This window comes from Nonomuraea sp. NPDC050383 (assembly GCF_044459125.1).
Taxonomy (GTDB): Bacteria; Actinomycetota; Actinomycetes; order Streptosporangiales; family Streptosporangiaceae; genus Nonomuraea.
This window is the reverse complement of record NZ_JBITIP010000027.1, coordinates 1-13,791: the sequence shown is the minus strand read 5'-3', so window position 1 is coordinate 13,791 and position 13,791 is coordinate 1. Positions and strand designations below refer to the sequence as shown.

The 13,791-nt window shown below is 74.2% G+C and carries 12 protein-coding genes; 2 read left to right on the top strand and 10 right to left on the bottom strand.

Annotation, left to right across the window (positions count from 1 at the left end; translation table 11 throughout):
* Nucleotides 1-4 precede the first annotated feature (4 nt).
* The 9 genes from ACIBG4_RS39255 to ACIBG4_RS39215 all read right to left on the bottom strand — a co-directional run bounded on the left by ACIBG4_RS39255 (nucleotide 5) and on the right by ACIBG4_RS39215 (nucleotide 10,182).
* Nucleotides 5-1,024 carry a 2-hydroxyacid dehydrogenase gene (locus tag ACIBG4_RS39255; RefSeq protein ID WP_355446025.1) on the bottom strand — a complete coding sequence of 340 codons (1,020 nt, stop codon included), beginning with the start codon at nucleotides 1,022-1,024 and terminating at the stop codon, nucleotides 5-7.
* Nucleotides 1,021-1,635 carry a histidine phosphatase family protein gene (locus ACIBG4_RS39250; RefSeq protein ID WP_310708839.1) on the bottom strand — a complete coding sequence of 205 codons (615 nt, stop codon included), beginning with the start codon at nucleotides 1,633-1,635 and terminating at the stop codon, nucleotides 1,021-1,023. The genes ACIBG4_RS39255 and ACIBG4_RS39250 overlap by 4 nt, the downstream gene beginning before the upstream one ends.
* Nucleotides 1,632-3,080 carry an FGGY-family carbohydrate kinase gene (locus ACIBG4_RS39245; protein ID WP_397207342.1) on the bottom strand — a complete coding sequence of 483 codons (1,449 nt, stop codon included), beginning with the start codon at nucleotides 3,078-3,080 and terminating at the stop codon, nucleotides 1,632-1,634. Before ACIBG4_RS39245 ends, ACIBG4_RS39250 begins: the two co-directional genes overlap by 4 nt.
* 31 nt (nucleotides 3,081-3,111) lie before the next feature.
* Complete coding sequence (locus tag ACIBG4_RS39240) at nucleotides 3,112-4,599, bottom strand: FGGY family carbohydrate kinase (protein ID WP_397207340.1); 1,488 nt, start codon at nucleotides 4,597-4,599, stop codon at nucleotides 3,112-3,114.
* Entirely contained in the window at nucleotides 4,599-5,825 is a 1,227-nt protein-coding gene (locus ACIBG4_RS39235) for a sugar ABC transporter permease (RefSeq protein ID WP_397207445.1), read from the bottom strand. The genes ACIBG4_RS39240 and ACIBG4_RS39235 overlap by 1 nt, the downstream gene beginning before the upstream one ends.
* 5 nt (nucleotides 5,826-5,830) lie before the next feature.
* Nucleotides 5,831-6,652 carry an ATP-binding cassette domain-containing protein gene (locus ACIBG4_RS39230; RefSeq protein ID WP_397207338.1) on the bottom strand — a complete coding sequence of 274 codons (822 nt, stop codon included), beginning with the start codon at nucleotides 6,650-6,652 and terminating at the stop codon, nucleotides 5,831-5,833.
* A 46-nt stretch (nucleotides 6,653-6,698) separates the two neighbouring features.
* On the bottom strand, nucleotides 6,699-7,790 hold the full coding sequence (locus ACIBG4_RS39225) for a sugar ABC transporter substrate-binding protein (RefSeq protein ID WP_397207335.1): 1,092 nt from the start codon (nucleotides 7,788-7,790) through the stop codon (nucleotides 6,699-6,701).
* Nucleotides 7,791-8,107: 317 nt separating this feature from the next.
* Nucleotides 8,108-9,067 carry a sugar-binding transcriptional regulator gene (locus ACIBG4_RS39220; RefSeq protein WP_397207333.1) on the bottom strand — a complete coding sequence of 320 codons (960 nt, stop codon included), beginning with the start codon at nucleotides 9,065-9,067 and terminating at the stop codon, nucleotides 8,108-8,110.
* 137 nt (nucleotides 9,068-9,204) lie between these two features.
* Nucleotides 9,205-10,182 (bottom strand): ArsR family transcriptional regulator, encoded by a 978-nt coding sequence (locus ACIBG4_RS39215; RefSeq protein WP_397207331.1) that lies wholly within the window; start codon nucleotides 10,180-10,182, stop codon nucleotides 9,205-9,207.
* Nucleotides 10,183-10,294: 112 nt separating this feature from the next.
* On the opposite strand from ACIBG4_RS39215, the gene ACIBG4_RS39210 reads away from it, so the two are divergent.
* Nucleotides 10,295-11,743, top strand: a complete 1,449-nt coding sequence (locus ACIBG4_RS39210; protein WP_397207329.1) for an MFS transporter — start codon at nucleotides 10,295-10,297, stop codon at nucleotides 11,741-11,743.
* Here ACIBG4_RS39210 and ACIBG4_RS39205 read toward each other — a convergent pair.
* Nucleotides 11,709-12,779 (bottom strand): LacI family DNA-binding transcriptional regulator, encoded by a 1,071-nt coding sequence (locus tag ACIBG4_RS39205; RefSeq protein ID WP_397207327.1) that lies wholly within the window; start codon nucleotides 12,777-12,779, stop codon nucleotides 11,709-11,711. The two genes, ACIBG4_RS39210 and ACIBG4_RS39205, sit on opposite strands and share 35 nt — an antisense overlap.
* Before the next feature lie 126 nt (nucleotides 12,780-12,905).
* On the opposite strand from ACIBG4_RS39205, the gene ACIBG4_RS39200 reads away from it, so the two are divergent.
* Entirely contained in the window at nucleotides 12,906-13,580 is a 675-nt protein-coding gene (locus ACIBG4_RS39200) for a hypothetical protein (RefSeq protein WP_397207325.1), read from the top strand.
* Nucleotides 13,581-13,791 lie beyond the last annotated feature (211 nt).

Genomic DNA, 13,791 nt, shown 5'->3' with positions numbered 1-13,791 from the left:
ACCGTCAGGAGGAGGCCAGGGACGGGTTGGCGCAGTGGGCCAGCGGCTCGCCGCGCACGTAGCGGGCCACGTCCGCCGCGACGATGCGGGCCGCCTTGACCGCCGTCTCCTTGCTCGCCCCCGCCAGGTGCGGGGTCATGACCAGGTTCGGCGTGGTCAGCAGGCGTGACCCGGCCGGGATCGGCTCCTCCGGGAAGACGTCCATGGCGGCGCCGAACAGGTGGCCGGAGTCCAGCGCGTCGCACAGGGCGTCGTAGTCGAGCAGCGCCCCCCGCGCGCAGTTGACCAGCACCGACCCGGCCGGCATGGCCGCGATCTGCGCGGCGCCGATCATGCCGGTGGTCTCCGGCGTGGCCCGCGCGTGCAGGGACACGAACCGGGAGCGAGACAGCAGCTCCTCCAGCTCCACCTTGCCGGGCACGTCCACGTACGGGTCGTGGACCAGCACCTCGGCGCCGAACCCCGCCAGCATGCGGCTCACGCGCCGCCCGATCGCGCCGTAGCCGACCAGCCCGACCGTGCTCCCGTCCAGCTCGGGCCCGACCTTGTCGTACCGGTAGTAGTCGCCCCGCCACACGCCCCCGGCCAGGTCGGCGTGCGTCTGCGGGATGCGGCGGGTGGCGGCGAGGAGCATGGCCAGCGTGTGCTCGGCGGTGGCGACGGCGTTGCGGCCGGGCGCGAACGTGACCGCGACGCCGGCCTCGGTGGCGGCCTCCAGGTTGGCGTTCACGGGGCCGCCCCGGCTGACGCAGAACAGCCGCAGCCCGGGGCTGGCGTCGAGGACGCGCCGGGTCAGCGGCGCCATCTGCGTGACGCACACCTCCACGCCCCGCAGCGCCTCGATCAGCTCGTCCTCCACGTCGGACGCCTCGTTCACCTCGCCCACGGGACCGAACGGCACGACCGGCCACGGCAGCGTGAGCTCACTGATGTCCAGGTCGCCGGGCACCTCGCGCTTGAGCGCGTCGATGAGCAGGCGGTTCTGGACGAAGTGGTCGCCTGCGGCGAGGACTCGGATGGTCAACGGTCGGCTCCAATCGGGGAGTTGAACTGCAGCATGGCGACCTGCCCGTCCCGGAGGCGCAGCTCCGTGACGGCGCAGTTGTCCAGGCGCGGGAACAGCCGGCGGTAGGAGCCGAGCGGCACCCCGATGAGCCGGCACAGGGCGAGCCTGATGGCGGTCGTATGGGCCACCACCAGCACCCGGCCGTCCGGCTGGGCGGCGCGGACGTCGTCCAGCGCGGCCACGAAGCGGTCCGCCACGGCGTGCGGGTCCTCGCCGCCCGGCAGCGGATGGGCGGCGGGGTCGGCCTCGAACGCGGCACGCTCCTCGGGGAAGCGCTCGTGCATCTCGGCCGAGGTCAGGCCGTCGCCCTTGCCGAAGTCGATCTCGCGCAGCCGGTCGTCCACGCGCAGCTCGACGCCGGCGGCCTCCGCGCTGGGCGCGGCGGTGATCGAGGCCCGGCTGAGCGGCGACGCCCAGACGCCGGTGAGCCCCGCGGTGGCGGCCCAGCCGGCCAGCCGGCCGGCCTGCTCGTGGCCGAGCGGGGTCAGCGCGACGTCGCTGAGCCCGGCGTAACGGTTCTCCGCGTGCCAGACGGTCTCGCCGTGGCGCACCAGAACTAGACGGGTCAAGGTGTGGTCCTCTCACGGGCGTGGGCGGCGGCCGTGGCGGGCAGCCAGCCGCGGGTCTCCAGCTCCTCGACGAAGCGCAGGTAGTGCTCGCTCAGGTCGGCGCCGTCGGGGTGGACGATCTCGCGGGTGCGGACCATCCCGTCGGTCGCGCCGGGGCCGGCTGCCAGGGCGGCCATGCCGAGCGCGGGCTCGGCGTTCTCCCGCAGCGTCACCGGGCGGCCGAGGACGCTCGCGCGCAGCCGGTTCCAGTAGGCGCTCCGCGTGGCGCCGCCGGTCAGGATGATCTCGCCGTCCACGGGGGCGCCGAGCAGGTCGAGGTAGTCGAAGCAGAGCCGCTCGACGTAGGCGGCGCCGCGCAGGATCGCCGCGTAGCGGTCCACGTCGTCGCTCACCTCGCCGAGCGTGAAACCCTCCGCCTCCGGCGCGGCGAACGGGAACCGCTCGCCGCGCGACACCAGCGGGTACGTGGTCGCCGCCGGCTTCCTGCCGCCGGGGCCGAAGCGGCGGGCGGCCTCCTCGCCGAGCGCGTCGAGGTCGCGTCCCGGCAGGTCGCGCGCCAGCACCCCGGCGCCGGTGCTGGAGGCGCCGCCGGGCAGCCAGGAGCCGTCGGGCGCGCGGTGGGAGTAGACGACGCCGAGCGGGTCGTGGACCAGCTCGGGGGTGACGCCCTTGAGGACGAGCGTGGTGCCCATGACGGAGTTCCAGCTTCCCGGCCGCAGGGCGCCCGCGCCGAGCTGGGCCGCGCACCCGTCGGTGGTGCCGGCGACGATGGGGGTCCCCTCCGGAATGCCGGTGGCCTCCGCCGCCTCGGCGCACACCTCGCCGATCACCCCGCCCGGCCGTACGACGCCGGGCAGCATCGCGGCGGGCACGCCCAGCGCGTCCAGCACGTCGTGCGGCCAGCGCTCCTCGATGAGGTCCACGCCGGTCTTGAGCGCGTTGCTCAGGTCGGTGGCCACCTCCCGGCCGGCCAGGCGGCGGTTGACGAAGTCGTTCTGGTGGGCCAGCCTGGCGCCCTCCGGGGCGTCGCGGAGCAGCCACAGCAGCTTGGGCAGCGCCCAGTTGGCCTGCATGCGCCGGTAGCCGAGCTTCTCCCACACGTGCGCGCCCACCGCGTTGACCCGCTCCACCTCGTCGGCGGCGCGCCGGTCGTCGTACATGAGGCCGGGCGTCAGCGGGCGGCCGTCCCGGTCGGCGAGCAGGATCGTGCCGGAGGTGGCGTCCACGGCCACGCCCCTGACCCGCTCCGGCGGGACGTCCCGCAGCGCCTCGCGGGTGGCCGCGGCCAGCTCCCGCCACCACTGCTCGGGGTCCTGCTCGTGCCGGGGGCCGTCGCGGTGGCTGGTCAGCGGCCTGCCGGCCGCGCCCAGCACCCGTCCGTCGGCGGCGACGGCCATCGCCCGCACGCTCTGCGTGCCGAGGTCGATGCCGATCCACACGCTCATGTCGAACTCCCCGTCATCGCCAGGCTCCCCGTCACGACCGGCTCCCCGTGCGGGTGCGCATCTCGGCCAGCAGCGGCCACGACCCGGCGGTGGTCTCCCGCAGCGCGAGGAAGTCCTTGTACGCGGTCCGGTACGCGCCGGGCTCGGGCCGTACGGCGTCGCGCAGCCGTACGTGCCGGTCGGCGGCGGCCGCGATCCCGGAGGCGGCGCCGGTGGCGGCCAGCCCGACGAGGTAGGCGCCCCGGGCGCCGACCTCCGCGTCGCCCGAGCGGAGCACGGGCACGCCGCTGACGTCGGCGATCATCCGGACCCACAGGTCGCTGGCGGAGCCGCCGCCGCACACCCGCAGCTCGCGGGCCGGGGCCCCGGTGGCGGCCAGGCAGTCCTGGACGACGAGGGTCAGTCCCTCCAGCACGGCCCGCGCGACGTGCTCGCGGCCGTGCTCGAACGACATGCCCAGGAAGGCGCCGCGGGCCAGCGGGTCGGAGAACGGCGCCCGTTCGCCCGCCGGCGAGAAGTACGGCTGGAACGCCAGCCCGGCGGCGCCGGGCGGCGCGCCGGCGGCCAGCTCGCCCAGCTCGGCCGGGCCCGGGAGCCCGAGCATGCGGCACACCCAGTGCAGCACCTCGACTCCGGCGAAGGTGGGGAAGGCCCGCAGGTAGCCGCCGGGAACGGCGATGGTGATGCCCACGGGCGGTCCGTCCAGCTCGGGCTCGGCCACGACCGTCTCGGTGCACAGCGTGGTGCCGAGGATGCTGCACGCCTGGCCGGCGCGCACGGCCCCCGCGCCGATCGCGGTGGAGACGATGTCGTAGGGGGCCATCACGACGGGTGTCCCGGCCGGCAGCCCCAGCGACCCGGCCGCCTCGGCGGTCAGCCCGGCCACCCGGTGCTCGTCGTCGCGCACCTCCGGCAGCAGCCGCGCCGCCCACTCCAGGCCGAACAGCCCCAGCAGCTCGGTGGAGTAGGCGCGGGTCCGCAGGTCCATGAACGGGGCCGAGGCGTCCGACTCGTCGGCCGCGATCTCCCCGGTCATCCGGGAGAAGATCCACCCGCCGCACGTCAGGAGCGCGGCCGAGCGGTCGAGCCGGTCGGGGTCGTGCTCGCGCAGCCAGGTGAGGATGGCGTGCGGCAGCCCGGAGGCGGCCGACGAGCCGTTGATCCGGAAGGCCCGCTCGGACAGCCCGGAGTGGGCCCAGCGCTCCACCACGGCGGCGGCGCGGGCGTCGTTCCACAGGACCGCCGGGCCGGTCGGGCGGCCGTCGGGGCCCACGAGCCAGGCCCCGTCGCCCTGCGCGGTGAGGGCGACGAAGTCGACCGGCCCGTCCATCCGGGCCGCCACCTCGCGCACGGTGTGCGCGACGGCGTCCCAGACGTCGTCCATGTCCTGCTCGGTGTGGCCGGGCAGAGGCCGGGACACGCGGGTCTCCCGGCGGGCGACCGCGACCTCGGCGCCCTCCTCGTCGTAGCCGACCGCCTTGATCACCGTGGTGCCGGCGTCGACGCAGATGGCCGCCATCAGGCCCTTCCGTGAGAGGTGCGGGACTTGCGCGCCACCGAGTCCACGACCACGGCCAGCAGCAGCACGACGCCCGTCACGACGAAGCGGATGGAGGAGTCGAGGTTGAGCAGCGTCAGGCCGGAGGAGATGGACTGGATGACGATGATGCCGAGCAGCGCGCCGAACGCGGTGCCGCGCCCGCCGAACAGGCTCGTCCCGCCGATGACCGCCGCCGCGATGGCGTTCAGGTTGACGTCGCCCGCGCCGCTGCTCTGGTTGGCCGCGGCCAGCCGGGCGGCGGCCAGGATGCCGCCCACGGCGGCCAGGGACGAGCAGAGCACGAACACCGAGGTGTAGACGGCCCTGACGTTGATGCCGGCCCGCCGGGCCGCCTCCACGTTGCCGCCGACGGCGTAGACCGACCGGCCCCACTTCGTCCGCGACAGCATGTAGTGCATGATCAGGACGAGCGCGACGAAGAACACGAACATCCAGCCCACGCCGCGCGTCTGGCCGAGGTACCAGACCACGAACAGCAGCACGACGAGCAGCGCCACGCTCCGCGCGGCCAGCATCGGCACGCTCTTGGCCGACAGCCCCGCCCGGTGACGCTCGCGGGCGTGCAGGTAGCCGGTGGCGAACAGCCCGGCCGCCGCGAGCACCGCGAACGTGTACGACAGCCACGCGGGCACGAAGTCGAGCTGGGCGAAGCCCACCAGGCCCGAGTCGAACGGCAGGTTGATCGAGCCCCTGGTGCCCAGCACGTAGAGCTGGAGCCCGAGGAAGGCGAGCAGGCCGGCCAGCGTGATGACGAAGCTCGGCACCCCGAACCGGTTGAACAGCTGGGCGTACACCCAGCCGATCACCGCGCCCATGATCACGGAGGCGGCGATCGCCAGCCACACCGGGAGCCCCTGCCCGACGAACAGGACCGCGAGCACCGCGGCGGACAGGCCGCTGACCGAGCCGACCGACAGGTCGATCTCCCCGACGAGCAGCACGCAGACGATGCCGAGCGCGATGACGCCGACCGCGGCCGACTCCAGCGTGAGGTTCACCAGGTTGGCGCTGGACAGGAAGACCGGGTTGAGGATCTGGAGCACCGTCCAGATCACGACGAGGCCGACCACGACGGGGATCACGCCCAGGTCGCCGCCCCGGGCGCGCTCCACCACGTCGGTGATCGCGCCGCGCAGCCCGGTGCGGCTCTGCAGCCGCTCGTCCTGTCGATCGGTGGTGACCATGCTGTTCACGACGAGAGCCCTTCCTTGCTGCGCGCCTGCCGCTGCGTCACCACGTTGTCGGTGGCGCCGGTGATGGCGGCGATGATGTCCTCGGTGGAGACGTCGGCCACGTCGAAGACACCGTTGTTGCGGCCGAGCCGGAGCACGGCCACGGTGTCGGCCACGGCCTTCACATCGGCCATGTTGTGGCTGATCATGATGACGCCGAGGCCGTTCTCACGGAGCCGCTCGACGAGGTTGAGCACCTCGGCCGTCTGGGCGACGCCCAGCGCCGCCGTCGGCTCGTCGAGGATGATGACCTTCGGGTCGCCGAGCAGTGACCTGGCGATCGCGACCGTCTGCCGCTGGCCGCCGGACAGCGACGCCACCGGCACCCGAACGCTGGGGATCTTCGCGGAGAGCTGCCGCAGCAGCTCCCACGAGCGGGTCTCCATCGCCACGTCGTTGAGCCGGAGGGGACGCATCTCCTGGCCGAGGAAGAGGTTCTGGATCACGTTGAGGTTCTCGCACAGGGCGAGGTCCTGGAAGACGGTGGCGATGCCCAGCTTGTGCGCCGCCGCCGGCGTCGGGATGTGCACCTCACGCGACGCGAACGTGATCGTGCCCGAGTCCGCGGGGTGCACCCCTGACAGGATCTTGACCAGGGTGGACTTGCCGGCGCCGTTGTCGCCTACGACGGCCACGACCTGACCGGCGGCCACGTCCAGCTCGACGTCCGTCAGCGCGGCGACGGCGCCGAAGGTCTTGCTGATCCCGCGCAGTGACAGGACGCTCTCGGCGCGCGGGGCGTCCGCCTGCTCGCCGTCTTTCTGCCGGATGGAGGACAAGGAATCTCCTGTCGGTCTACTTGATGCCGAGCTGCCTGATCAAGGGCTACTTGATCCCGAGCTCGGCGCAGCCCTTGGCGTACGCGCCCGTGCAGGCGTCCGCCGCCTTCATGATCCCGCTCTGGAACAGCACCTCGTTGATGTTCTCCCTGGTGACGACCGTGGGGACGAACAGCTCCGAGGGGGTGTTGTAGAGGGTGGTCTTGCCGGCCGGCTTCTCGCCCTTCATGAACTGGTAGGCGACGTTCGCCGCCGCCTCGGCCACGATCTTGATGGGCTTCGAGATGGTGTTGAACTGGTCGCCCGCGATGATCCGCTGGGCGGCGGCCACCTCGGCGTCGTTGCCCGTGACCGGCGGCACCTTCACGCCCGCGGCCTTGAACGCGGCGATCGCGCCGCCGCCGGTGCCGTCGTTGGCGGCCACCACGCCCACGATCTGGTCGTTGAAGCGGGTGATCTGGCCGCTGACCCACGTCTGCGCCTTCTCCGGCTGCCAGTCGGGGGTGTCGTACTCGGCCAGCAGCTTGAAGCCGCTGGGATCGACGGCGCTGTGGATGCCCTTCTTGATCAGGCCGGCCGCGGCGTCCGTGGGGGAGCCGTTGACCTGGAGGAGCCCGCCCTGCGCGTTCTGCGACTTGAGGTGGTCGACCAGCGACTGGGCGATCATGGCGCCGATCTTCTCGTTGTCGAACGAGACGTAGTAGTCGGCGGGCGTGGCCGGGATCGGCCGGTCGTAGGCGATGACCGGCACCTGCTGGGCCTGCGCGGACTTGACGATCGTGGCCGCCGCGGCGGAGTCGACGGGGTCGATCACGATGGCCTTGACGCCCTGCGCGAGCGCGGAGTTGGCCTGCTGCTGCTGCTTGGCGGCGTCGGAGTCGGCGTTCTGGTAGATGACCGTGCAGCTCGGGCAGAGCTGCTTCATCTTGGCCTCGAACAGCGGCTTGTCGGCCAGCTCGTACCGGGTGGAGGCCAGGTCCGGCATGAGGAAGGCCACCTTGGCGTTCTCCACGCCGCCGCCGCTGGAGGCGGTGCTGCCGCCCCCGCCGCTGGAGCCGGAGCCACAGGCGGTCAGGGAGACGGCGGCGACGACTGCCGCCGCGGCGAACGCGGAGGTCCGGATCTTGGCTCTGTTCACGGGTCGCTTCCTCACTACTTGCTAGGTCCTCGCGGAGCCGGTCGGGGTCGGGATCCCGGCCACGCACGGACCGCACAAACGGCACCGTGCTGTGGTGCGTTTCACGCTAGCGCGCCCGCGGAATATTTGTCCAGCAAAAGTGTTCACGGTATTTCCATGCGTTTGACCTGCGGTTCACCTGGAGTGAGCCGCGGGAAGGCATGACGAAGCCGGGAGAAGGGCGGAGCGGGGACGGGCGCGGCGGAGCGGATGCGCCGTGACAGCAGGGGATCCCGGCCCGGGAGCGCGGGCCGGAGGCTCCGGCCCGGGGGGCCGGCTCAGCGGGTGGCGGCGAGCAGGCTCTCGGCCGTGAGGGCGTCGGTGACGAGCTGGTTGAAGTAGCCGCCCCTGGCGCCGGCGACGATGGACACGACCTTCTCCGGGCCGGCCGCCACCGCGATCGAGAACGGGATGCGGCGCAGCTCCTCCAGGCCGGTGGCGACCAGCCGCTCGCTGCCGGGGTAGCTCACCGGCTCGCCGTCGCGGTCGTAGAAGCGCGAGCAGACGTCACCCACGGCGTGGCGCAGGCTGTCGGCGTAGCGGGGCACGAAGGCGGGCGTGACCTGCCGCATCAGCGGGGGCGAGCCCACGCCGACGATCGCGCACTTGGCGTGCGCCCACAGGTCCATGACGCGGCGCACCGACGGCTCGTGCTGGAGGGAGGAGAACAGCTCCGGCCCCGGCAGGGCGGGCGCGTAGAGGTAGCTGGGCACGCCGCCGACCCGCTCGGCGAGCAGGCGGGTGGTCTCGTTGGTCTGGAACCAGGGCTGCGGGTCCTCCTGGCCGCCCACGGCCGGCGCGATCGTCACGCCGGGGAAGTGGCCCAGGCTCTCGCGCGCGCACTCGTACACCGTGCTGCCGGAGGAGACGAGCACCGTGTCACCCGATCTCAGCCCGACGCCCGTCAGAGCCCTGGCCAGGCCGGGGGCCAGCCACGGGCCGAGCGCCGGACCGCTGACCTTGGGCACCAGGTAGACGCGCTGGAGCCGCAGGGCCTCGGCCACCTCGGCGGCGAGCGGGCCCTCCTCCAGGGTCGCGGGGCGGTGGACCCGGATCTCGACGATGCCGTGGCGCCGCGCCTCGGTCAGCAGGCGGCTCACGGTCGCCCTGCTCACGCCCAGCCGCTTGGCGATGTCGGCCTGTGTCGCGTCCTCCAGGTAGTACTGGGAGGCGGCCGCGTACATCAGCTCCTGAGGGAACCGGGTCTGGGCCTCCGGTGCGACGTCGGCGGCATTCATGCGCGCGGTCTCCCTGGGTGCGAGTTCAACTGCCGGATCAGGTGCGTGAACACGTGTGCAGAACGGATGCGCACCGACTATACCTCTGTGCCCCCCGAGCAAAGGCTAGCGAGCCCGCGGCCGGGACGTGACGGGCCTCAGGGAAGAGCCCCGGCGACCAGCGCGTCCCCGAGCGGCGTGCGCGCGTAGAGGACGGAACGGCCGGAGCGGGTGCCGGCCACGAGCCCCGTGCCGCGCAGCGCGGCGAGATGCCCGCCCGTGGTGCCGAGACTCTGCCCGAGCAGGGCCGCGAGGTGCGTGGTCGTGGCAGGCACGGCCAGCTCGGCCAGGATGCGGGCGCGGGTGCGGCCGACGAGCGCCGCCAGGCCCGCGTCCGCCTCCGGCCGCTCCACCGCCACCCCCCGTGCCGGGTAGATCAGCGCGTACGGCCACGCCTCCTCCAGGTACGCGCCGACGTTGCCCGTGAACACCGACGGCAGGAACAGCAGCCCGCGCCCGCCCAGCCGGTGGTGCTTGGCGGCGCGGCCCATCCGGATCTCGATGCGGCCGTCGCGCCAGCGCACCTGCGAGCTGAGGTCGCCGAGCGCCGCGGCCCAGCCGTACGTGGCCAGCCGCCCGGCCCGCTGGATCACGTCCCGCTCCAGCGTCGCGTGGAAGCGCGGCCAGGACGGCGAGACGACCTCCCGCCAGAGCACCTCGAACGCGTCCGCCAGCACTCCCACCACGTCCGGCCCGAGCAGCAGCTCCCTCACCCACGCGGGCACCGCCGGCCGGCCGGCCAGCACCGCGGTGATCTCCGCGTGCGCCTGCGCGACCGGGGTGGCGCGCATCGCCGCGAGCTCCATCTCGAACGGCACGCCCATCCCGGCGGGTGGCGGGGCGACGAAGTCCACGTTGTCGCCCCGGTTGCCGGTGATCGCGGCCGTGGCGCGCAGCGCGGGGAGGGCGCGTTCGAGCTCCAGGTACGGCCCGCGCCACCGCTCGGCCCAGCGCCGGTGCGGACCCGCCTCGACCCGTCCGGCCAGGACCCACTGGGCGTGCATGGTCTCGATCAGCGGCGAGATGGCGAACCGGCTGGCGGCCACGTCCTGCGGGGTGACCTCGATCGTGAACATCTTTCGGTTATATCCGAAAGGTTCGCCTGCGCCGGGGGCGCCCGCGAGCATCGGGATTCGGCCATGGGGGCCGACGCGGTGAGTGAGGACGCGGTGAGTGAGGGAGTGCGGTGTGAGCGAACGCGGTGTGGGCGAACGCGGGGCGACGTTCGGCGAGGTCTTCGCGGTCCGGGAGTTCCGGGTGCTGTTCGGCAGCTTCGCGCTGATGATCGCGGGCGACTCGGTCAAGATGCTGGCGCTGTCGGTGCTGGTGTACGCGCGGACGGGGTCGCCGGGGCTGTCGGCCGCCGCGTACATGGCCGGGTGGCTGCCGTACATCCTCGGCGGGATCTTCCTGCTGTCACTGGCCGACCGGCTGCCCGCCCGGCCGCTCATGGTGACCGGGGAGCTGGTCAGGGTGGCGGTCTGCCTGGCGCTCGCCTACGGGGGTCTGCCGGTGTGGGCGATGCTGGCGCTGGTGCTGGTGACGGGACTGTTCTCGCCGGTGTTCGGCGCGGCGCGCAGCGCGATGCTGCCTGAGGTGCTGCCGGGGGACGGGTTCGTGCTGGCCCGTTCCCTCATGGGAGTGACGTCGGCGGGGGCGCAGATCGCGGGGCTCGCGCTGGGCGGGGCGTTCCTCGCGGCGGCGGGCCCGGGCGGCGCGCTCGGGGTCACGGCGGCCCTGGCGGCGATGGGCGCGGCGGTGCTGTGGGTGGGGCTGCCGCGCCGGCCCGCCAGGAACGCGGCGTCCGCCGCCCCCGCCAGGGACGCGGCGTCCGCCGCCCCCGCCAGGGACGCGGCGTCCGCCGCCCCCGCCAGGGACGCGGCGTCCGCCGCCCCCGCCGGGGGCGCGGCGTCCGCGGATCAGGCCGGGGACGCGGCGTCCGCGGATCGGGCCGGGGACGGTGCCGGGGGTGGGCCCGCCGGCGGGCCCGGTCAGGGGGCCCCGGGTGGTGCGGTGCGGGTGACGCTGCGGGTGAACGGGCTGCTGCTGCGGGACCGGCGGGTGCGGGGGCTGCTGCTGGCGAGCTGGCTGCCGCCCGCGTGCCTGGCCGGGGCCGAGGCGATGGTCGTGCCGTACCTCGGCGGGCAGGGGCGGGCCGGGACGGTGCTGGCGGCCGCGGCCGTGGGCATGGCGGCCGGGGAGTTCGCGGTCGGCCGGTTCGCGGCGCCCGGCCTCAGGGAGCGGCTGTCGCTGCCGCTCGCCGTGCTGCTCGGGCTGCCGTGGCTGGGGTTCCTGGCCGGCCCGGAGATGGGATGGGCGTCGGTGCTGGCGGCGGTGGCCACGTCGGGGCTGGCGTACCAGCTCGGGTTGCAGCGCAGGTTCCTGGAGGCCGTTCCGGAGGAGGCGCGGGGGCAGGCGTTCGGGCTGCTGTCGGCGGGGCTGATGACCGGTCAGGCGGCCGGCGCGGCGCTGGTGGGGGTGCTCGGCGAGGCGGCCGGGCCCGGGGTGGCGATCGCCGCGGCGGGCGCGACCGGTGTCGTGGCGGCGCTGGCCCTCGCCCGCGTGCTGCGGCCCGCGGCCGGAGGCGGTCCTGTACGGGAGGTCACGGGGGCAGCTCACCCGAGCCGCGAGGGATGAGGCGCACCGGGAGGGTGACGTGCCGCGGCAGGTCGCCGTCGCCCGACAGGCGGCGGAACAGCAGCTCGGCGGCGATCCGGCCCATCCCCGCCGGGTCCTGGGCCACCACGGTCACGCCGGGCGTCAGCAGGTCGGCCAGCTCGAAGTCGTCGAACCCGGCCATCGCGATCGGCCGCCCTGTCGCCGTTCCACCCCTTGTCATTCCACCCGCTGTCGTTCCACCCGCTGTCGTTCCACCCGCTGTCGTCCGGCCCCCTGTCGTCCGGCCCGCCAGTGCGCGCAGCGCCGTCACCGTGAGCCTTCCGTTGCCCGTGAACAGCGCCGTGGGCGGCCGGTCCAGGGCCAGCATGCGGTCGAGGTCGGCCCGCACGCCGTCCGGCGAGGGCGTCCGCATGGACACCAGCCGCTCGTCGTACAGGTGGCCCAGCGCGGAGCGGTAGCCGTGCAGCCGCCGCGCGGCCGTGAAGATGGACGGGTGGTCGCCGAGGAAGGCGATCCTGCGGTGCCCGTGCGCGAGCAGGTGCCGGGTCGCCAGAGCCGCGCCGCCCGCGTTGTCGCACAGGACGGTGTCCACGTCGATCCCCGGCCCCGGCGGCCGGTCCGCGAACACCGCCGGCGTGCCCGCCTCCAGCTCCTGCCGGAGGTAGGAGTGGTCGTGCCCGGCCGGCACCACGATGAGACCGTCGACCCGGCGCGCGCAGAACGTGCGCACCAGCTCCCGCTCCCGCTCCGGGTCCTCGCTCGACGACGCGCTCAGCAGCAGGCAGCCCTGTCCGATGACGACGTCCTCGACGGCCCGGCCGAGCGCCGCGTAGAAGGGGTCCCCGAGGTCCTCGATGACCAGGCCGACGGTGGAGGTGTGACCCCTCCGGAGCACGCGGGCGCTCTCGTTGCGGCTGTAACCGAGGCGGTCGATGGCCTCGCGCACCCGCTCGGCCGTGCCGGGGTGGACGCCGGGCTCGCCGTTCACCACCCGGGACACGGTCTTGAGCGCCACGCCGGCGGCCGAGGCCACGTCCTTCATCGTCGGTCTCACGCCTGGATCATGTCCCATGCCGGCAGTGTGGACAACGTTGTCACCTCGGTCGGCGCGGTTGACCTTGGAGTGGAGACTGCTGATACCTTAGGTAAGGCTTACCTATCGAGGCGGGGGTGCGGCGGCGTGGTGGCGACCGAGGTACGCGATGTCACCGAGGTGCTGGAGCGCGTCGCGGCTGAGCGGGGCGGGGTGATCGGCGTCCCGCCGGGCCTCCTCGTCACGCCCGACGAGACGTGGACGCCCGTCGCCGAGCTGCTCCGCCCGCCGTACACGCTGCTGGACGAGCTCGTGGAGCAGACCGCCGCCCGCTGGAGCGCCCCCCGTCACGTCGGCGCGGCGCTGTTCTGGAAGACGTACGGCTACTGGCACACCATGCCGATGGCGCTGGCCTGGGCGCTCGGCGCGCCGATCCCGGTCATGCCGCTCGCCGAGACGTACTTCAAGGTCTCCGAGGCCGGGGTGACCATCGGGGCCACGCGGGTGCGCCACGGCTCCGGGCCGGAGGCGATCCGCGAGGCGCTCGCCGAGTCGCAGGCGCCGCTGGTGCGGATTCTCAGCGGGATGGCGAAGGTGGGCGAGCGCACCTTGTGGGGCTCCACGGCCGAGGCGTTCGCCCACCCGCTGACCCTCATGGTGCCCGGCGACTACATGGCGCTGCTGCGCGCGATCGGGCGGCCGGTCGACGGGCTCGTCGAGCCCGCCGGCGACGCGTACTTCCGCAGGACCTGCTGCCTGTGGGTGACCCTGCCCGACGCCGAGGCGTGCGGAAGCTGCTGCGTGCTCCGCCCGCGTCCGTAGCCGCCCGCGTCCGTGGCCTTTACCGGGCGTGGCCTTTACCGGGCGTGGCCTTCTCGGGACGTGGCCTTTTCCGGGCGTGGCCTTGCCGTCCGTGGCCGGCTGTTCTCCCAGCCGGCCACGCCCGTGGACGGGCCGCGCCCCAGGCGGCCGCCCCCCCCCCCCCCACCGGCGCCGGCGAGGGCTGTGTGGCCGCGGCGCGCCGGGGGACGGC